At 69.7% G+C, this 18,929-nt stretch carries 15 protein-coding genes and 1 pseudogene; 10 read left to right on the top strand and 6 right to left on the bottom strand.

Annotation, left to right across the window (positions count from 1 at the left end; translation table 11 throughout):
* Positions 1-71: 71 nt before the first annotated feature.
* The 4 genes from IQ220_RS06955 to IQ220_RS06940 all read left to right on the top strand — a co-directional run bounded on the left by IQ220_RS06955 (position 72) and on the right by IQ220_RS06940 (position 5,530).
* Positions 72-1,382, top strand: coding sequence for a ferredoxin:protochlorophyllide reductase (ATP-dependent) subunit N (locus IQ220_RS06955; RefSeq protein ID WP_193913926.1), 1,311 nt, complete (start codon positions 72-74; stop codon positions 1,380-1,382).
* The gene (locus IQ220_RS06950) at positions 1,382-3,001 is read left to right on the top strand and encodes a ferredoxin:protochlorophyllide reductase (ATP-dependent) subunit B (protein ID WP_193913924.1); all 1,620 of its coding nucleotides are present in this window, start codon (positions 1,382-1,384) and stop codon (positions 2,999-3,001) included. The genes IQ220_RS06955 and IQ220_RS06950 overlap by 1 nt, the downstream gene beginning before the upstream one ends.
* 61 nt (positions 3,002-3,062) lie before the next feature.
* Complete coding sequence (gene bchL, locus IQ220_RS06945; protein ID WP_186696772.1) at positions 3,063-3,947, top strand: ferredoxin:protochlorophyllide reductase (ATP-dependent) iron-sulfur ATP-binding protein; 885 nt, start codon at positions 3,063-3,065, stop codon at positions 3,945-3,947.
* Positions 3,948-3,988: 41 nt separating this feature from the next.
* Entirely contained in the window at positions 3,989-5,530 is a 1,542-nt protein-coding gene (locus IQ220_RS06940) for an AAA family ATPase (protein ID WP_193913921.1), read from the top strand.
* Here IQ220_RS06940 and IQ220_RS06935 read toward each other — a convergent pair.
* Complete coding sequence (locus IQ220_RS06935; RefSeq protein WP_193913919.1) at positions 5,518-6,639, bottom strand: DUF389 domain-containing protein; 1,122 nt, start codon at positions 6,637-6,639, stop codon at positions 5,518-5,520. The genes IQ220_RS06940 and IQ220_RS06935 overlap by 13 nt on opposite strands.
* 79 nt (positions 6,640-6,718) lie before the next feature.
* Here IQ220_RS06935 and IQ220_RS06930 point away from each other — a divergent pair.
* Positions 6,719-7,464, top strand: a pseudogene (locus IQ220_RS06930) (SDR family NAD(P)-dependent oxidoreductase).
* Between the two features lie 50 nt (positions 7,465-7,514).
* Entirely contained in the window at positions 7,515-8,414 is a 900-nt protein-coding gene (locus IQ220_RS06925; protein WP_193913917.1) for a potassium channel family protein, read from the top strand.
* On the opposite strand, the gene IQ220_RS06920 is transcribed toward IQ220_RS06925, so the two are convergent.
* The 3 genes from IQ220_RS06920 to IQ220_RS06910 form a co-directional block, all read right to left on the bottom strand.
* The gene (locus IQ220_RS06920) at positions 8,406-11,558 is read right to left on the bottom strand and encodes an efflux RND transporter permease subunit (RefSeq protein ID WP_193913915.1); all 3,153 of its coding nucleotides are present in this window, start codon (positions 11,556-11,558) and stop codon (positions 8,406-8,408) included. The genes IQ220_RS06925 and IQ220_RS06920 overlap by 9 nt on opposite strands.
* Positions 11,559-11,622: 64 nt before the next feature.
* Complete coding sequence (locus IQ220_RS06915) at positions 11,623-11,838, bottom strand: DUF3136 domain-containing protein (protein ID WP_186696778.1); 216 nt, start codon at positions 11,836-11,838, stop codon at positions 11,623-11,625.
* Between the two features lie 42 nt (positions 11,839-11,880).
* On the bottom strand, positions 11,881-13,440 hold the full coding sequence (locus tag IQ220_RS06910; protein ID WP_193913913.1) for a bifunctional orotidine-5'-phosphate decarboxylase/orotate phosphoribosyltransferase: 1,560 nt from the start codon (positions 13,438-13,440) through the stop codon (positions 11,881-11,883).
* 148 nt (positions 13,441-13,588) lie between these two features.
* Between IQ220_RS06910 and IQ220_RS06905 the strand changes: the two genes are divergently transcribed.
* Positions 13,589-14,986: a cation:proton antiporter gene (locus IQ220_RS06905; protein WP_370566365.1), complete on the top strand. Its 1,398-nt coding sequence runs from the start codon at positions 13,589-13,591 to the stop codon at positions 14,984-14,986.
* Between the two features lie 13 nt (positions 14,987-14,999).
* On the opposite strand, the gene pyrC is transcribed toward IQ220_RS06905, so the two are convergent.
* The gene (pyrC, locus tag IQ220_RS06900; RefSeq protein WP_193913909.1) at positions 15,000-16,049 is read right to left on the bottom strand and encodes a dihydroorotase; all 1,050 of its coding nucleotides are present in this window, start codon (positions 16,047-16,049) and stop codon (positions 15,000-15,002) included.
* 184 nt (positions 16,050-16,233) lie between these two features.
* On the opposite strand from pyrC, the gene IQ220_RS06895 reads away from it, so the two are divergent.
* The 3 genes from IQ220_RS06895 to IQ220_RS16495 all read left to right on the top strand — a co-directional run bounded on the left by IQ220_RS06895 (position 16,234) and on the right by IQ220_RS16495 (position 17,838).
* The gene (locus tag IQ220_RS06895) at positions 16,234-16,461 is read left to right on the top strand and encodes a DUF3136 domain-containing protein (RefSeq protein WP_186696782.1); all 228 of its coding nucleotides are present in this window, start codon (positions 16,234-16,236) and stop codon (positions 16,459-16,461) included.
* Positions 16,462-16,603: 142 nt separating this feature from the next.
* The gene (locus IQ220_RS16500) at positions 16,604-17,176 is read left to right on the top strand and encodes an FAD/NAD(P)-binding oxidoreductase (protein ID WP_370566364.1); all 573 of its coding nucleotides are present in this window, start codon (positions 16,604-16,606) and stop codon (positions 17,174-17,176) included.
* Positions 17,173-17,838: a hypothetical protein gene (locus tag IQ220_RS16495; protein WP_370566363.1), complete on the top strand. Its 666-nt coding sequence runs from the start codon at positions 17,173-17,175 to the stop codon at positions 17,836-17,838. Before IQ220_RS16500 ends, IQ220_RS16495 begins: the two co-directional genes overlap by 4 nt.
* Here IQ220_RS16495 and IQ220_RS06885 read toward each other — a convergent pair.
* Entirely contained in the window at positions 17,816-18,910 is a 1,095-nt protein-coding gene (locus IQ220_RS06885; RefSeq protein WP_193913907.1) for an acetate/propionate family kinase, read from the bottom strand. The genes IQ220_RS16495 and IQ220_RS06885 overlap by 23 nt on opposite strands.
* Between the last annotated feature and the right edge of the window lie 19 nt (positions 18,911-18,929).

The following is an 18,929-nucleotide window of genomic DNA, read 5'->3' as shown; positions in this document are numbered from 1 at the left end:
CGGGGACCGGGCACTGCCACGGGGGCCGATCCCCCCTAGCAGTGGGTGGCAACGCAGCAGTGGATCACCGCATGGGTGGATCGACAACAGTGGCGGCGGCCACGGCGCCGGCGCTGGAGGTTCGCAGGGAAAGCGGCCAGCGCGAGGTGTTCTGCGGCCTCACCTCGATCGTGTGGCTGCACCGCCGCATGCCCGATGCCTTCTTTCTGGTGGTGGGGTCCCGCACCTGCGCCCACCTGATCCAGAGCGCCGCCGGCGTGATGATCTTCGCCGAACCGCGCTTCGGCACAGCGATCCTGGGGGAGCGCGACCTGGCCGGCCTCGCCGATGCCAACGAGGAGCTGGACCGGCTCGTGGCCGACCTGCTGCAGCGCCGCCCCGAGATCCGCACCCTGTTCCTGGTGGGCTCCTGCCCCAGTGAGGTGATCAAGCTCGACCTGGCCAAGGCCGCCGAGCGCCTCAACACCCGTCTCGCCGGCCAGGTGCGGGTGCTGAACTACACCGGCAGCGGCATCGAAACCACCTTCACCCAGGGCGAGGACCAGGCCCTGCTGGCGATGGTGCCGCTGATGCCCAGAGCTCCGGCCGCCCCTGCCGCTGAGGGGGCGGCCCCGGCAGCAGCGCAGGAGCTGTTGATCGTGGGCACCCTGGCCGACGCGGTGGAAGACCGGCTGATCAGCCTGTTCGGCCGCATGGGCATCGAGCGGGTGCGCAGCCTGCCGCCGCGCCACTCCCGCGACCTGCCCGCCATCGGTGCCGGCACCCGGGTGCTGCTGGCCCAACCCTTCCTCTCCGCCACCGCCCGGGCCCTCACCGCCCTCGGCGCCCAGCTGATCTCAGCTCCCTATCCCCTCGGCGTCGAGGGCAGCGCCGCCTGGATGGCCGCCGCCGCCGCCGCCTTCGGCCTGGACGATGCCCGGGTGGCCGCCGTGCTCGATCCCCTGGTGGAGCGGGGCCGGCGGGCCGTGGCGCCGCACCGCGAGATCCTGGAGGGCAAGCGGCTGTTCCTGCTGCCCGACTCCCAGCTGGAGCTCTCCCTGGCCCGCTTCCTGCAGCGCGAGTGCGGCATGGAGCTGGTGGAGGTGGGCACGCCCTATCTGGATCGCGCCCTGCTCGAATCCGAGCTGGCCCTGCTGCCCGCCGGCACCCCCCTCACCGAGGGCCAGCACGTGGAGAACCAGCTCGATCGGGTGCGGGCCGCCCGGCCGGATCTGGTGGTGTGCGGCCTGGGGCTGGCCAATCCCCTGGAGGCGGAGGGCATCGCCACCAAGTGGTCGATTGAGCTGGTGTTCAGCCCCATCCACGGCTGCGACCAGGCCGGCGATCTGGCCGAGCTGTTCTCGCGACCCCTGCGTCGCCGCAATCTGCTGCGTTTCTCCTGATGGAACTCACCCTCTGGACCTACGAAGGTCCTCCCCACGTGGGGGCCCTGCGCATCGCCGCCTCGATGGAGGGAGTGCACCTGGTGCTGCACGCGCCCCAGGGCGACACCTATGCCGACCTGCTGTTCACGATGATCGAGCGGCGGCAGCGGCGCCCACCCGTCACCTACACCACCTTCCAGGCCCGCGACCTCGGCGGTGACACCGCCGAGCTGGTGAAGCGCTCGATCCAGGAAGCGGTGGACCGCTTCCAGCCCGAGGCCCTGCTGGTGGGCGAGAGCTGCACCGCCGAGCTGATCCAGGACCAACCGGGCTCCCTGGCGGCCGGCATGGACCTGGGCGGCGCTCCCGTGGTGAGCCTGGAGCTGCCCGCCTACTCCAAGAAGGAGAACTGGGGAGCGGCCGAGACCTTCTACCAACTGGTGCGGCACCTGCTCAAGGCCCAGATGCCGGCCCCGGGCACGCCGCCGCCGTCGCCCCAGCGCTGGCGGGCCGAGGGCCGCCGGCCCCGGGTCAACCTGCTCGGCCCCAGCCTGCTGGGGTTCCGCTGCCGCGACGATGTGCGCGAGCTCACCCGCCTGCTGGGCGCCGAGGGCATCGATGTGGGCGTGGTCGCGCCGCTGGGCGCCCGCCCGGCCGACCTGGCGCGCATCCCGGCGGCCGATGCCAATGTCTGCCTCTATCCGGAGGTGGCCGGATCGGTGTGCAGCTGGCTGGAGCGGCGCTTCGGCCAGCCGGTGGTGCGCACGGTGCCGATCGGCATCGGCGCCACCCGCGACTTCCTGGGCGAGCTGCGCCAGGTGCTCGGCCTCGAGGAGCAGCCGATGGCACCGGAGAGCTCCTCCCAGCTGCCCTGGTACTCCCGCTCGGTCGACTCCACCTACCTCACCGGCAAGCGGGTGTTCATCTTCGGCGATGCCACCCATGCGATCGCCGCCGCCCGGGTGGCCAGCCGGGAGCTGGGCTTTGAGGTGGTGGGCCTGGGCAGCTACAGCCGCGAGCTGGCCAGGGATGTGCGGGCCGCGGCCCGGGAGCTGGGCCTCGAAGCCCTGATCAGCGACGACTACCTGGAGGTGGAGCGGGCCATGGCCGAGGCCATGCCGGAGCTGGTGCTCGGTACCCAGATGGAGCGCCACAGCGCCAAGCGCCTCGGCATTCCCTGCGCCGTGATCAGCTCCCCCCTGCATGTGCAGGATGTGCCGGCCCGCCATGCTCCCCAGATGGGCTGGGAGGGCGCCAACGAGCTGTTCGACAGCTGGGTGCATCCGCTGATGATGGGCCTGGAGGAGCACCTGATCGGCATGTTCCGCCACGACTTCGAATTCGTGGAGGGCCACCGCAGCCACCTGGGCGGCCAGGCCCCGGCTGAACCAGCCACGGCTCCAGCCTCCACCGTGGCTCTGGCCTCCGGCTCCCCAGGCCCCGGCAGCGAAGAGCGAACTCCGGTCGGCACCAGCGACCCCAGCTGGGACCCGACCGGCGAGGCCGAACTGGCCAAGATTCCCTTCTTCGTGCGCGGCAAGGTGCGGCGCAACACCGAGGCCTATGCCCGCGAGCAGGGGCTGGCCCTGATCGACGGCGAGGCCCTCTACGCCGCCAAGGCCCACTTCTCCGCCTGAGTCCAGCGTCCTGGGTTCTGAGTCGAGCGTTCCGTTTTCTCCTTTTCCTGAGTCCACCCCCATGACCACCACCCTGCGCCGTCCCGATGGGGAAGGCAGCCTCCAGGTCCATCTGGACCCCAAGGACGACATCGCCACAGGCGCCCTGGTGATCGCCGTCTACGGCAAGGGGGGGATCGGCAAGAGCACCACCTCCTCGAACCTCTCGGCCGCCTTCTCGAAGCTGGGCAAGCGGGTGCTGCAGATCGGCTGTGATCCCAAGCACGACAGCACCTTCACCCTCACCAAGAAAATGGTGCCCACGGTGATCGACATCCTCGAAACCGTGGATTTCCACAGCGAGGAGCTGCGCCCCGAAGACTTCGTGTTCGAGGGCTTCAACGGCGTGCAGTGCGTCGAATCGGGCGGCCCTCCGGCCGGCACCGGCTGTGGCGGCTACGTGACCGGGCAGACGGTGAAGCTGCTCAAGGAGCACCATCTCCTGGAAGACACCGATGTGGTGATCTTCGATGTGCTGGGCGACGTGGTGTGTGGCGGTTTTGCCGCGCCCCTGCAGCACGCCGATTACTGCCTGATCGTGACGGCCAATGATTTCGATTCGATCTTCGCCATGAATCGGATCATGCAGGCCATCAATGCCAAGGCCAAGAACTACAAGGTGCGGCTCGGCGGCGTGATCGCCAACCGCTCCGAGCAGACCGACGAGATCGACAAGTTCAACGAGCGCACCGGTCTGCGCACCATGGCCCACTTCAAGACCGTGGATGCGATCCGCAAGTCGCGCCTGAAGAAGTGCACGATCTTCGAGATGGAGCCCACGCCTGAGGTGGAGGAAGTGCAGAAGGAATACCTGCGCCTGGCCCAGGCCATGCTCGAGAACGTGGAGCCCCTGGAGGCCGAATCCCTCAAGGACCGCGAGATCTTCGACCTGCTGGGCTTCGACTGATCGACCAGCACGGCTCCCTGCCGCCCCTGATTCAGGGGCTGTTGCGCCCTGAGGCCTACCCCCACCGGGTGGGCCCGATCCGCCTGCTGCAGACCCACATCTCCTGGGTGCTGCTCACAGGAGGCACGGCCTACAAGGTGAAGAAGCCGGTGGATTTCGGCTTCGTCAACTTCAGCACCCTGGAGCTCCGCCGGCAGCTCTGCCACGAGGAAGTGCGCCTCAACCGGCGCCTCAGCCCCGGGATCTACCAGGGCGTGGTGGCCATCGGGGGGAGTCCGGAGCGGCCGCGCCTGGCCGCTGAATCGGCGGGGCCCGCCAGCCTGGAGTACGCCGTGCGCATGGCCGAATTCCCCCAGGAGGCCCTGCTGCCGGCGGCCCTGGGCCGGGGCGCCGTGGGGCCCGAGCAGATCGATTCCCTGGCCGAGCGGCTGGCCCGCTTCCACGCCGAGGCGGCCCAGGCCGATCCGGGCGGGCCCTATGGCACCCCAGAGGCGGTGCTGGAGCCGGTGCAGGCCAACATCACCAGCCTGCTGGAGCATGGCGATCCGGCTCTGGCAGCCAGGCTGCTGCGGCTGCGCAGCTGGATCGACAGCAGCTTCGGCACGCTGCAGCAGCCCTTTGCGCAACGCCTGGCCACCGGCCGGATCCGTGAAGGCCACGGCGATCTGCACCTCGGCAACATGCTGCTGCGGCAGGGGCGCATCGAGGTGTTCGACTGCCTCGAGTTCAGCCCTGCCCTGCGCTGGATCGATCCGATCAGCGACCTGGCCTTCCTGGTGATGGACCTGCAGGAGCACGGCGAGCAGGCCCTGGCCTACCGGCTGCTGAACGGCTGGCTGGATCAGAGTGGCGACTACGGGGGGCTGCGGCTCTGGTCCTGGTATGCGAGCTACCGGGCCCTGGTGCGGGCCAAGGTGGCGGCCCTGGCTGGGCAGAGCGAGCCGGTGGAGCGCTATCTGCAGCTGGCCGAGCGCCTCTGTCAGCCGCCAGCGGCAGCTCTGCTGCTCTGCCATGGGGTGTCGGGATCGGGGAAGTCCCACAGCAGCGGCCTGCTGCTCGGGCGGCTCGGCGCCATCCGGCTGCGCTCAGACGTGGAACGCAAGCGCCTGTTCGGCCAGTGGGGGGTTCAGCGGCAGGGCCATCCCCAGCCCGATGGCTCCGCCAGCCGCAGCGGCGAGCTCTACAGCGCCGAGGTGAGCGCAGAGCTGTTCGAGCAGCGGCTGCCCCAGCTGGCCGCGCTGCTGCTGGCCGCCGGCTTCCGGGTGATCGTGGATGCCACCTTCCTGCGCCGCAGCCACCGCCAGGCCATGGCCGCCGTTGCCAGGGCCGCCGGGGTGCCGCTGGTGATCCTGAGCTTCCCGGTTGCGGCGGAGCTGGCGGAGCAGCGGCTGCGCCAGCGGCAACGCCTGGGCCGCGACCCCTCCGATGCCGACCTGGATGTGCTGCGCTCCCAGTGGCGCCAGGCGGAACCCCTCGATGCCGAAGAGCGGTTGCTGACCCTGGCAGCAGAGACAGGCGACGACAGCGAGGCCATCGCGGATCTGGCTGCCCGCCTCGAGAGCCGCCTGGGTCAGGGCAGCTGAGGCTCGGGGGCCTCGGTGCCGGGTGTGATGGCCTCCGGCAACGGTGGCACCGAGGGCACGAAGGGGGTCGATGGTTCCTCGGGGGGCACCTCCACGGCCCTGGGGTTGGGGGCGGTCTCCGGGCCGATCACATCGATGGAGGTGCGCTGCACCAGCAGCCGGTAGCGGATCGTCTGGCGCGCGTTGATGAAGTCCTGCACGGCTGCCACCTGCTCGGGCGTGGGCAGGTTGGGCTTGCTCACCCGCACCGAAGCGCGAATCAGGGGCGGGTTCTGCTCCCAGTCGATGCTGATGCCCACCAGCTCGGAATCCTGGCCCAGGGTGATGGTTTCAGTGCGCAGGCTCTCGGCGATCGCCACTTCCACCCGGTTGAGGGAGGCCTGGCGCCTGGCCTGGCCGATCAGGCCCACGAAGCTGGTGCTGAGGGGCACCAGCAACAGGCCGGTGAGCAGCAGGCTCACGAAACCCAGCCGACTCTGCAGCAGCCGCTGACGCAGTTCCGGCCGGGTGATCCCCAGGGTCACCAAGGCGCCGCTGAGGATTCCCAGCAGGTTGGCGGCGAACAGCAGCCCTGCCCCCTGGGCCCGCTGCCATTCGCCGGCCGCCACCAGCAACCCGAACACACACACCGGCGGCACCAGGGCCACGGCGATGGCGGTGCCGGCCAGCGAGCCCACCGCCTTGACGCGCACCTTGGCGTAGGTGGCGATGGCCCCGGCCACGATGGCGATGGCCAGGTCCAGCAGATTCGGACTGGTGCGGCCGATCACCTCGGAGCCGAACACCGGCAGCCCCACGATCAGCCCCAGGCCGGCCGACAGCACCACGGTGGTGGCCACGCCGATGGCCAGGGTGAGCAATCCCCGCCCCACCAGCGGCAGCCGGCCCTGCAGGATCGCGAAGGCCGTGGCCCGCAGGGGCAGGATCCAGGGGGCGATCAACATCGCGCCGATCACCACGGCGGCGCTGTTGGCCAGCAGGCCGAGACTGGCGATCAGGCTGGAGGCCATGGTGAGCACCACGAACTCCTGATCCAGGCTGGCCTCGGCGCGGAACTGCCGGGTGAGCAGGGCCGCCGGCAGAACGGCGGCAGGAACAACAGACGCCATGGGCAGGCAGGGCCAGCAGCCCATCATCCTTCAGCTTCTGCGGCTCGGGGAGGATTGGTCCTCCGGGATGTCCTCCTCCATGGCCTCAGCCTCCTCCAAGCGCACGGTGATGGTGAGCGGGGCCAGCCGCGGCATCGGCCTGGCGGTGGCCCTGAACCTGCTGGCTGAGGGACACCGGCTCAGCCTGGGGGTCCGCGATCCGGCGGCCCTGCGGCACAGGTTGCAGCAGCTGGGCTGGAGCGAAGACGCAGCCAGCCTGTCGATCCACCCCTATGACGCCCTGGCCGCCCCGGATCAGCCCAACAGCGCTGAGACCTGGGTGGCCGCCACGGCCGAGCGCTGGGGCGGGGTGGAGGCCCTGGTGCCGAGCGCGGGCATCCTGTCGCGGGCCAGGGTCTGCTACAGCCCGGGCGAGGAGGCCGAGATCGCCCGCCTGCTGGATGTGAACCTGATGGGCCCCTGGCGTCTGGGCCGCGCCGCCTGGCCCCAGCTGCAGCCTGCGGCGACGGGCGGCTGGTGATGCTGGTGTCGATGAGCGGCAAGCGGGTGAAAGGCCGCCTGGCCGCCTACGGGGTGAGCAAGTTCGCCCTGCTGGGTCTCTGCCAGGCGATGCGCAACGAGGGCTGGGAGTCGGGCATCCGCGTCACCGCCCTCTGCCCCGGCTGGGTGAACACCGCCATGGCCGCTGCCGTGAGCAGCATCGACAAGCAGGCCATGACCCAGCCGGAGGATCTGGCCGCCACGGTGGCCCACCTGCTCTCTCTGCCGGCCTCGGCGGTGCCGTTTGAGCTGGCGGTGAACTGCCTGCTGGAAAGCGGCTCCTGAGTCAGGCCGCGCCGCCCGGACTGTGGCGGCAGCCCCCGCCCGGGTGTTGCATGGGGACTGCTCCCCAGGTCGCCATGACGCGCCGGCGCACCCGACTGCTGCGGCTGCACCTCACCTACAAGCTGCTGCTGGGGACCTGCCTGCAGGTGATGGTCTGCCTGGCCCTGCCGCCACCGTGGTACAGGCTGTCGTCTGCGGGCTACCTGGGCCTCGGCGTGGTGATGATCCTGGGCCTGGGAGAGCCGGTGGAGCAACTGCGCTTCGGGGAAACACCGCGGAAGCTGTTCAAGCTGCTGGGCTGGGGGGCCCTCGGCACCGCCTTGCTCTGGTACCTCACGCCGGTGCAGCTGCGGCAATCGGGGCTGCCGGTGCTGATCCTCTGGGCCCTGTTCAGCCTCTGGAGCGCGGTGCGGCTGATCCGGGGGCTGGCGCTTGAGCGCCGGGTGACCCCCGATGTGCTGCGGGGCTGCATCGCCGGGTATCTGATGCTGGGCCTCGCCGGTGGCCTGATCTGTGCCGCCCTGGAAACAATCCAGCCGAACAGCTTCAGCAACGTCGACTTCACAGCTTCGGTCGTCACCAGCGAAGCAGATGTCTACCCGGTATGGAGTGTCAACTTCGTGCGACTCAATTATTTTGCTTTCGTGAGCCTCACCACCGCGGGGTATGGCGACATCACACCACTCACGCCTGTAGCCCAGATGATCAGCGTGGGCCTGGCAATTGTGGGCACCTTCTACATCGCGGCGGTGATGGGGCTGCTGGTGAGTCGGTTCTCAACCAGTACCTGGGTGCAGGAGCCCGAGCAACCCATACCCCAGGAGCCGGTGCTGCCAGCGGTGCAGGCCCCCCAGTTCCCCCAGCCCAGGCTGAGGCTGTCCTCTCCACGGCAGCCGCCAGCGGCGGACCCCCCGCCAGACAACGGCCCCCCGGAGGGGGACTCAGCCTGAGCTGGCGCCATCGGTGGCGGGATTGAGCCGCCCGGCGCGGCCCAGCTCCCAGCCCTTGACGATCCGGTACACCACCGGAACCACGAACAGGCTCAGCACTGTGGCCACCAGCAAGCCAGCGAACACCACGGTGCCGATGCTGGTGCGGCTGGCCGCTCCGGCGCCGCTGGCGAACAGCAGCGGCAGGAAGCCCGCCAGCGAGGAAATCGCCGTGAGCAGGATCGGCCGCAGACGGGCCACCGCGGCGCCGTGGATCGCCTCCTCCAGGGGCAGGCCGGCGGCCAGGCGCTGGTTGGCGAACTCCACGATCAGGATGCCGTTCTTGGCCGCCAGGCTCACCAGCACCAGCAGCCCCACGCGGCCATAGACATCCAGGGGCAGGTCGCGGATCGCCAGGCCGGCCAGGCCGCCCAGCAGCCCCAGGGGCACCGTCACCAGGATGATCATCGGGTCGATGAAGTTCTCGTAGAGCCCCGCCAGCACCAGCAGCATCACCAGCACCGCCAGCAGGAACACCCCCTCGTTGGCGCCGCCGGCGCGGGCCTCCTCCCGGGCCAGGCCAGCCCATTCCAGGTCGGTGGCGGTGCTGCCCAGCTCGCGGCGCACCTGCAGCAGCCGGTCCATCGCCTGGCCGGTGCTCACCCCGGCCCGGGCCTGGGCGCGGATGGCGATCGAGCGAACCAGCCGGGTGTGGTTGATCACCGTGGGACCGGTGCTCCGCTCCACCCGCACCACCTGGGCCAGGGGCACGAGGGTGTCATCGCGGCCGCGCACCTGCAGGGCGAGCACGTCCTGCACATTGCGGCGCTCGGAGCCCTCCAGCTGCACGATCACGCGGCGGATGCGATCGCCCTCGAAGCTGTCGTTCACGTACTCACTGCCGAAGCTGGCGCCGAGCACCTCCACCACCTCCTCGAGGTCCACACCCAGGGAGGCCAGCTGCAGGCGATCGGGCTCCAGCCGCACCAGGGGGGCATCGGCCCGGAAGCGGGTGTCCACCCGCTCGAAATCGCCACTGGCCTGGGCGGCATCGATGAAGGCCTGGGCCGCCTCCTGGAAGGCACTCAGGCTCAGCCGCCCGCCGCTGGTGTCCAGCAGGTCGAGTTCGATGCCGCCCTCGCTGCCGAAGCCCCGCACCGTGGGGGCCTCGATCACCACCACCTGGGCGTTGTCGATGCGCCCGGCAAGCTCGCGGTTGAGCTGGCCCGCCAGGGCCGCCGGGGTTTGCTCCCGCCCGGGGCGCTCCTCCACCGGCTTGAGGCGCAGGAAGAAGATGCCCTTGTTGGGGCTGCTGTCGCCGAAGGAGCGGCCGGCATAGAAGTTGCCCGTCACGATCTGGGGCACACCGGCCACCACCTGGCGCACCTGCTCCATCACGTCTTGGGTGCGCTGCAGGGCCATGCCATCGGGCAGCACCACGATGCCGCGCAGCTGGCTGCCGTCCTCCTGGGGAATGAAGGCCTTGGGGCGCTGCTGATAGGCGAAGGCCGTCACCACCAGGCCCACCAGCAGCAGGGCCACGATGCGCCGGCGCCAGCCCAGGGCCCGGGTGAGCCAGCGGTCATAGGGCCCCTCCAGGGATTCGAGCGCCCGCCGCGGCGGATCGATCAGGCGCAGCAGCCAGCGGGCCTCCTGGCCCTGGGCCTTGAGCAGCCGGCTGGCCGCCACCGGTGTGAAGGTGAGGGCGTTGAAGGTGGAGAACACGATCGTGGCGCCGATCGTGAGGCCGATCGGCGCAAACAGCCTGCCGGTGCTGCCCCCCAGGGTGAGCACCGGCAGGAACACCGCGATCAGCACCAGGGAGGTGGCCACCACAGCACCACCCAGCTCCGCCATCGCCTCGCGGGCCGCCTGCTGGGGCGGCTGGCCGCGCTCCATGCGGCGGCCGATGTCCTCGCTCACCACGATGGCGTCGTCCACCACCAGGCCGGTGGCCAGCACCATGCCGAACAGGGTGAGGGTGTTGATCGAGCTGTCCGTGAGCCGCAGCACGGTGAGGGCCCCCACCAGGGCCACGGGCACCGCCAGGGCGGAGATCAGGGCCAGACGGCTGTTGCCCAGGCCCAGCAGCAAGGCGAGGAACACCAGCAGCACCGCATCCCGCAGGCTCGTGAGGGTGCGGTCGATGTTCTGCTGAACGGTTTCAGCCTCATCGATGATCACCTGGAAATCGAGGCCTGGCGGCAGGCTTTCGCTGATCTCGTCGAGGGCCGCGGTGATGCCGGCGCTCACCTCCAGGGCATTGCTGCCATCCCGCTGGAAGATGCCCATGGCCACGGTGGGGCGGCCCTGCAGGTTGGTGGCGATGGCGCCGTAGTCCTCACTGCCCAGGGTGACGCGGCCCACGTCACGCAGCAGGGTCACGCCGCCCTCATCGGTGGGGGCCACCACCAGGTTTTCGAACTCCTGCACGCTGCGCAGGCGGCCCTCCATGCGCAGGGGCAGGGTGAGCATCTGGTCGTCGGGGGAGGGCGCCTCGCCGGCCTGGCCCAGGGCGGCCAGCACGTTCTGCTCCTCGAGGGCATCGCGCACATCGGTGATCGTGAGCCCCAGCTGGTTCAGCCGGGCCGGATCGAGCCAGAGCCGGAAGGCCAGGGGACTGCCCCCGAACAGCCGCGCCTCGCCGACGCCGGACACCCGCTGCAGGCGATCGATCACCACCTGCTCCACCCAGCCGCTGAGGAAGATCTGGTCGTAGGTGCCCGGCTCAGCGCTGAAGCTCAGCACCATCAGCAGATCGTCGGAGCTGCGCCGCACCTGCACCCCGAAGCGGGCCACCTGGGGCGGCAGCCGCGGGTTCACCACCGCCGCCTCGTTCTGGGCGTTGATCTGGTTGATCTCGGGGTCGCCGCCCTCGAAGCTGAGGGTGATGCTGCTGCTGCCGGCCGAGCTGGTGGAGCGGATCTGATCGAGGCGCTCCAGGCCGTTGAGCTGCTTCTCCAGCAGGGTGGTCACCCCCTGCTCCACCACCTCGGGGCTGGCGCCGGGATAGCTCGTGCTCACCGACACCCGCCCGGGGGCGATCGCCGGCAGGTTTTCAATCTGGAGCCCCGGCAGGCTCACCAGGCCGCTCAGCAGCACCAGCAGGCTGATCACCAGGGTCAGCACCGGCCGGCGGAGAAACGGATCCGAGATCGACTTCACGCAGGCTTCTGGCTGGCTCTAGGGAAGGGGGGAGCCCGATCAGGCCGCCCAGACTCGCGCTGTTCTAGGCGAGATCGCGCTTGAGCACGACGCAGAGGTAGTCCGGAGCCTTGTAGCGGCTCGGCAGGCAGAGGTGCAGCTGGGCCAGGCGGCTCCAGCACACGGTGCGCTCAATGGCGGTGCGGCTGCGGCCTTCCTGCAGCAGCCGGCGCAGGGCTTTGCAGTACAGCGAGTAATTGGCCTCGAGCTCCCCGATCGTGAGGCCTGTGCTGCTGCTCATGGCGGAGGGGGCGTCCGGGTGTAGCAGGGACGCACTTTCAGCCTACGGGCCGACCGCTCCCGCCCCGGCCCCGGGCAGCAGCAGGCTGGCCTGGGTGTCGGTGAGGCGTCCGGAGCGGTGCAGCACCGCCGTGATCGTGTCGATGCCCAGCACGGCATGGCAGTTGTAGCCGGCTGCCGCCAGGCGCTGCTTGGCCCGGCGGTCGTGGTCGCCGCCGTGGTCGATGAACACCACCACATCCTGCACCTGCAGCCCGGAACTCTCCAGCTTGGCGATGCCCGCCAGCACGCTGTTGCCGGTGATCAGGATGTCGTCCACCACCACCACCAGATCCCCCTCCTCGAAGTCGCCCTCGATCAGCCGCCTGGCGCCGTGGGCCTTCACCTCCTTGCGCGGATAGATCAGGGGCTTGTGCAGCAGCAGCGACAGACCCGTGGCCGTGGGCAGGGAGCCGTAGGGAATGCCGGCGATGCGATCGAAGGCCAGCTCCTCCATGCGGCCCGCATAGGCATGCAGCACCCGATGAAAGAGGTTGGGGTCGGAGATGATCTGGCGCAGGTCGATGTAGTAGTTGAACACCGCCCCTGAGGCCTGCACGTAGTCGCCGAACAGCAGGCAGCCGATGTCGAACAACTCCACGATCAGGGCATCGAGGTCAGCAGCGTCGGCGGGATTGGGGCCCGGGGGAGAGGCCTGCAGCGTGCCGTTGCGGGGGGCGGCGGTGCGCAGGGGTGGGGCCGCCGGCAACCACAGCTCGCAGCGGTCCTGCACCGCCTGGGCGCGCTGCTCCAGCCACTGGTTGCGGGTGGCGTTGATCTGCAGCTTGAGGGCCTCGGCGCGCTCAGAGATGTCGTCTTCCACCAGCAGGTTCTGGGGCAGGGGCAGCAGCAGCCCATCGCCGGCGGCGGAGAGGCCCGCCGCCAGCATGGCTTCCAGGTTTTCCTCCACGCCCCAGAGGCTGCGCAGGATCAGGAACCGCCCCGGTGCCTCCTGCCGCACCCGCGCCAGCACGGCCGCGTCGCTGGTGCCGATCTCCAGCAGCAGCTGCTCCGGCGTGGCCCAGAGCATGCACTCGCGCACGATACGCAGGTAGAGGGGCTGCTCCTCGCTGGGGTAGTGCTGGATCAGCCGCGCCGCCTGGTTGGAGCTGTGGCAGGTGATCACCACCGCCTTGTCCGGGTAGAGCAGGAAGGGGGCGGCGATGTCCTGGCCGGCCAGGGGCGAGAGGGTCACGGCATCGGCGGCCAGCTCCTTGAACAGGTACTGGGCCAGAACCGAGGAGGAATTGAGATCGCCGTGCTTGCTGTCGATGATCAGCGGCAGATCCCGCGGCACCAGATCGCGCACCTCCAGCAGCAGCTCCAGCCCCACGGGCCCCAGGGCCTGGTAGAAGCCGAGGCTCGGCTTGTAGGCACACACATGGGGGGCCGTGGCCTCCACCACCGCCTTGATCCAGTGGCGGGCCTGGCTGAGGAAGGAGCGGGCCGACATGCCGCGGCGACCCACCCAGCTCTGCAGCATCTCGGGGTTGGGGTCCAGACCGGTGACCAGGAGGGACTGGCGAGCGGCGATGGCGTCAGTGAGGCGAATGAAGAACCCCATCGCGCTGAGGCTGGCTAGGCCTGTTGCTAAGACAGGCCATCAGGGCTGGAGCTGCCGCTGACATAGCTCTTATTGATGAGCCCCGGCAACGGCGACGGCCAACCAGGCCGCCTACGGTCGCCCTGTTCGATTGAACGAGCCAGAGCTGGTGACGTTTGACTGCCTCATCGGAACGCTCGGCGGCCTCAACGACGTGCCGATCCAGGGGCGTCTGCTGTTCGTGGGGGTGTTGTTTCTGGGCACGCTGGCGGTGAGCCGCTTCTCGATCCGCCTCGGCATTCCCGGCGTGCTCGGGGTGCTGCTGCTCGGGCTGGTGGTGAATGTGAACCTGCTCGATGTGACCCATGTGGAAGCGGAGAACCTGCAGGTGTTCGCCCTGGCCCTGCTGCTCTTCTACGCCGGTCTGAAAACCGATCTGAAGGCGATCCGGGGCTTCATCGAATACGGGCTGTTGCTGGCCCTGGGGGGGGTGCTCATCACCTCCTGCGTGCTGGGGGGAATGATCTGGTGGCTCTCCTCCGCCACCGCCAGCGGCCTGGCCCTGGGCTTCGGTAACGGCATCCCCCTGGGCGCCGCCTTCCTGCTGGCCGCCTGCCTGGGCTCCACCGACGCCGGCGCGACCCTGAGCGTGCTGGCCCAGGTGAAGCCGCCGGTGCCCCTGCGGCTGCAGCACCTGCTGGAGTTCGAATCGGCCGTGAACGATCCGGCGGCGCTGTTGGTGTACGGGCTGCTGATCGAGCTGTTCAGCCAGGCCGCCGGCGGCGCCGCCGGACAGCCGCCAGATCTGGCCGCGGCCGAGACGCTGCTGACCACGGCCGTGCTCGACAGCCTGCGGGTCTTCGTGCAGCAGATCGGCTCCGGGCTGATTCTGGGCGTGCTGTTCGGCTACGTGGCCAAGTTCGTGATCGATGTGCTCGTCACCGAGCGGGCCCAGCTGCTGGTGGTGGCGATGTCGATCGCCTTCGCCGATTACGGCCTCACCGATCTGCTGGGCGGCTCGGGCTTCATCGCCGTCTACGTCACCGGCGTGTTCATGACCAACATGACCTACCGGCGGCCGGAGGTGACCCACGAGTCGATCCAGGAGGTGTTGCTGCCGTTCAACACCATGACCGAGATCACGGTGTTTCTGCTGTTCGGGCTGCTGGTGTCGCCGCCTGATCTGGTGGGGGCCATTCCGATGGGGCTGGTCACCGCCGCGGCCCTGATGCTGGTGGCCAGGCCGCTGGGAGTGCTGGCCTTTCAGCCGCTCTCACCCTTCAGCCGCCGGGAGGGGGTGCTGGTGGCCTGGTGCGGGCTGCGCGGTGCCGTGCCCCTGGCCCTCTCCTATCAATTGGTGGCGGCCATTCCCCAGCTGGCGGGCGTCGATGCGGCCCTGGCCCTGCCGCTGGCCCGCAATGCCCAGGGCATCGTGTTTGTGGTGGTGGTGCTGAACCTGCTGCTGCAGGGATTCACCCTGCCGCGGGTGTGCAGCGCCATCGCCCCGAAGCCCCCCCGGGCCCAGCCCCCGGCCACGAGCCAGCCTCCCAGCCCCCAACCGCAGTGACCTGCAGGGTCTCTCAGCTGAGTTGCCAGGGCAGGGTCTCGCCGCTGTGGAAGGGCACCAGCTCCACCGGCTGGCCGGCGCTGTCGTGGAGCTCCAGACGCCTGGGCACCTGCCTGGGCTCCCGCACCAGAGTGATGCGGCCGCTGTTGAGGGGCAGCCCATAGAAGCTGGGGCCGAACTCACTGGCGAAGGCCTCCAGCCGATCGAGGGCCTGCTCCTGCTCGAACACCGCCGCGTAGCTCTCGATCGCAAACGGGGCGTTGAAGATGCCGGCACAGCCACAGGCCGATTCCTTGGCGCCGCGGCTGTGGGGCGCCGAATCAGTGCCCAGGAAGAAGCGCGGATCGCCGGAGGTGGCCGCCGCCCGCAGGGCCAGGCGATGCAGCTCCCGCTTGGCCACCGGCAGGCAGTAGAAGTCGGGCCGCAGGCCCCCCTGGAACATGGCGTTGCGGTTGATATGCAGATGGTGGGGGGTGATCGTGGCCGCCAGCTCGCCCGAGCCAGCGCGCACGAACGCCACCGCATCGCTGGTGGTGATGTGCTCCAGCACCGCCTTGAGGCCCGGGTGGCGCTGCAGCATCGGCGCCAGGTGGCGCTCGATGAACACGGCCTCCCGGTCGAAGATGTCGATGCTGGGGTCGGTCACCTCGCCGTGCAGCAGCAGGGGCATGCCGATCCGCTCCAGGGTGTCGAGCACGGGGGTGAGCGCCTCGATGTCACTGACCCCGGCATCGGCATTGGTGGTGGCCCGGGCCGGATAGAGCTTGCAGGCCACCCACACGCCGGCGCGGAAGCCACGCTCCAGCTCAGCCGGATCGGTGTGGTCTGTGAGGTAGGCCGTGAGCAGGGGTTCAAACCTGGAGCCCGGCGGCAGGGCCTCACGGATGCGGCCCGCGTAGGCCCTGGCCGCAGCCACGCTGGTGACGGGCGGCGTGAGGTTGGGCATCACGATCGCCCGGGCGAACTGGCGGGCGGTGGCCGGCAGCACCGCCTCGAGCATGGCCCCATCGCGCAGATGCACGTGCCAGTCGTCGGGTTGGCGCAGGCTGAGCTCGGTAGGCATCACGATCGCGGCGGCAGGGCCTCCAGGGGCCCTTCCCACCCTGCCAGCGGGACGAGGAGGCATGGCGGCGGCTCGATTCCAAAGAATTCTGTGGGTCTGGCGCCTTGGAGTGGATTCGGGTACCAAACCTTCTTAAGGTTTGCTTTGTAAAAGAAGGCTTCCTTCTACACGTGGTTGAGTTGGCATGAGCGTTGAGGCCAGGCTCACGATCGGCGAACTGGAGGCGGGTTATCCCACCTACTGCAAGGCCCTCAGACTCTTGATCAAAAACGGCAAATCCCGCGACTCGATTCAACGCACGGTCTGCTGGGAACGCTTGACATTGCTGCAGAAAAGCCTGCCCAACCGCTACAAGTCTCCGGACTACCTCTATGCCCTGCTCAAGCGCGATGTGGAGGAGCTGGCCGCCTGAAGGGCGCTGAGCCAAGTCAGGGGATGCTGGCAGTGCCGTCGAAGATTCCCATCAGTCAGGAGGGAGCTTCCGTAAGGGCACCCTCGGCATGACTCAATAGAACGAGACCCTCACGGCGCGGCCCAGCGCGCTGCGCTGCCCCATGGCCCACCACCAGATTCTGATCGTCGGCGGCGGCGCCGCCGGGATCACCGCCGCGGCCCAGCTGAAGCGGGCCCGCCCCGGGCTCGATGTGGCCATCCTTGAGCCCTCCAGCGAGCACTACTACCAGCCGGGCTGGACCCTGGTGGGGGGCGGCGTGTTCAGCCTGGAGGAAACCCGTCGCGCCGAAGGCGATGTGATCCCCTCGGGCGTGCAATGGATCCGCGCCGGGGCTGCCGCTTTTGATCCCGAGCGGGCGGTGGTGACCAGCACCGAGGGCGAGGCGATCCACTACGACGTGCTGATCGTGGCCGCCGGCCTGCGGCTCTGCTGGGAGAAGATCGAGGGGCTCAGCGAGGCCCTCGGCAAGGGCGGCGTCTGCAGCAACTACTCCAAGCACTACACCGCCTACACCTGGGAGGCTATTGAGGCCTTCAAGGGTGGCAGCGACGGCGCCAGCGGCAATGCGGTGTTCACCTGCGCGCCGATGCCGATCAAGTGCCCCGGTGCTCCCCAGAAAATCGCCTATCTGGCCGATGACGTGTTCAAGAAGAAGCGTCTGCAGGCCAGGTGATCTATGCCACCGCCACGCCGGGCATCTTCGGCGTGCCCACCTACGCCGCGCCGCTGCGGGAGGTGGTGAAGCGCCACGGCATCGACGCCCGCTACAACCATGTGCTCACCGCCGTGCGCCCGCAGAGCCGCGAGGCGGTGTTCCAGGTGAAGGACGGCGACAAGAGTCATGAGGCCGTGATTCCCTACGGCCTGCTGCATGTGACGCCGCCGATGGCGGCACCGGAGGTGGTGGCCAGCAGCCCCCTGGCTGCCGCCAGCGGTTTCGTGGAGGTGGACAAGTTCAGCCTGCAGCACCTGCGCTTCGCCAACGTGTTCTCCCTGGGGGATGTGAGCGGCATCCCCAACTCCAAGACCGCCGCCGCCGTGCGCGGCCAGGCCCCGGTGCTGGTGGCCAACCTGCTGGCCTTCCTCGACGGCCAGCCCCTGGAGGCCGCCTACGACGGCTACAGCTGCTGCCCGCTGATCACCGGCTACGGCAAGGCGATCATGGCCGAGTTCAACTATGAGCAGCAGCCGGTGCCCTCCTTCCCCCTGGATCCCACCCAGGAGCGCTGGAGCATGTGGTTCATCAAGCGCAAGATCCTGCCCTCGCTCTACTGGAACCGGATGCTCACCGGTGGCCAGCACGAGCGCCGCTTCATCCCTGGCGTGAAGCGCTGAGCGCCCGGCGGCAGGCGCGCGCGATCAGCCCCTCCTCATCCGCCGGCACCCTCACCAGAGCGAAGGGCGGCAGCCAGCTGAGGGCCTGCTCCAGCTCCTGGCGCAGGGCGTCGTCGTGTTCGCCGATGCCTCCGGTGAGGGCGATCACCTCCACGCCACCGAGGTTGGCCGCCATGGCGCCGATCCCCTCCAGCAAGCGCTGCCGAAACACCGCCAGGGCCAGGCGGGCGCCGCCATGGCCGCCGGCCGCGGCCTGGCGCAGTTCCCTCATGTCGCCACTGAGTTCGGAGAGCCCCAACAGGCCGCTCTGGCGGTTGAGCGCCTGGTCGATCTGGTCGGCGCTGAGCCCCTGGCGCAGCTGGTGCAGCAGCAGCCCGGGGTCGACGCTGCCGCTGCGGCTGGCCATCACCAGGCCCTCCAGGGGCGTGTAGCCCATGGTGGTGGCCACGCTGCGCGGAACCGCCCCGGGCTCCAGCCGCACGGCGCACAGGGAGCAGCCGGCCCCCAGGTGAGCACTGATCAGGCGCCGGGCCTGGGGGAAGCGAGCCTGCACCACCTCGGCCACGTGCTGGTGGTTGAGGCCATGGAAGCCGTAGCGCCGCAGCCCCTGCTGCCGCCAGGCGGCCGGGATCGCATAGGTGCGGGCCGCCTCCGGCAGGGAGGCGTGAAAGCCGGTGTCAAAACAGGCCCACTGGGGCAGGGTCTGGTGCTCCCGCTCCAGCCAGGCGGCCCACCAGCGGATCGCCTGCAGGGCCGGGCCGTTGTGCAGGGGTGCCAGGCACGCGATGGCCTCCAGGCTGGCGATCACCGCTGGCGTGAGCCGGGTGGGCCGGCAGAACGGCTCGCCGCCATGGACCACGCGGTGAGCGATCCGCTCCAGCTGCGGCAGCCAGGGCCGCACCGCCGGCAGCAGCCAGCGTTCCAGCAGACCGCCCATGCCGCCGGACTCCGCTGGATCCCAGCCGTGGTTCTCCTGCCAGGGGCGGGAACCATCGGGCGCCAGCAGCGAGGCCTTGAGGCTGGAGCTGCCGGCGTTGATCACCAGGGTCAGCGCGGAGCCGGGGGAAGCCATCGGGTCGGGAGCTTGAGGC

The organism is Cyanobium sp. LEGE 06113 (assembly GCF_015207615.1).
The sequence above is the reverse complement of the archived record's forward strand: the minus strand, read 5'-3'. Positions and strand labels throughout refer to the sequence as shown.

Coding starts and splice junctions, on each gene's coding strand:
- IQ220_RS06885 (WP_193913907.1), bottom strand. CDS start 18,910: ATGGCTTCCCCCGGCTCCGCGCTGACCCTGGTGATCAACGCCGGCAGC.
- IQ220_RS06895 (WP_186696782.1), top strand. CDS start 16,234: ATGAGCGTTGAGGCCAGGCTCACGATCGGCGAACTGGAGGCGGGTTAT.
- IQ220_RS16500 (WP_370566364.1), top strand. CDS start 16,604: ATGGCCCACCACCAGATTCTGATCGTCGGCGGCGGCGCCGCCGGGATC.
- IQ220_RS06935 (WP_193913919.1), bottom strand. CDS start 6,639: ATGGCGTCTGTTGTTCCTGCCGCCGTTCTGCCGGCGGCCCTGCTCACC.
- IQ220_RS06950 (WP_193913924.1), top strand. CDS start 1,382: ATGGAACTCACCCTCTGGACCTACGAAGGTCCTCCCCACGTGGGGGCC.
- IQ220_RS06955 (WP_193913926.1), top strand. CDS start 72: ATGGGTGGATCGACAACAGTGGCGGCGGCCACGGCGCCGGCGCTGGAG.
- IQ220_RS06915 (WP_186696778.1), bottom strand. CDS start 11,838: ATGAGCAGCAGCACAGGCCTCACGATCGGGGAGCTCGAGGCCAATTAC.
- bchL (WP_186696772.1), top strand. CDS start 3,063: ATGACCACCACCCTGCGCCGTCCCGATGGGGAAGGCAGCCTCCAGGTC.
- pyrC (WP_193913909.1), bottom strand. CDS start 16,049: ATGCCTACCGAGCTCAGCCTGCGCCAACCCGACGACTGGCACGTGCAT.
- IQ220_RS06925 (WP_193913917.1), top strand. CDS start 7,515: ATGGGGACTGCTCCCCAGGTCGCCATGACGCGCCGGCGCACCCGACTG.
- IQ220_RS06910 (WP_193913913.1), bottom strand. CDS start 13,440: ATGGGGTTCTTCATTCGCCTCACTGACGCCATCGCCGCTCGCCAGTCC.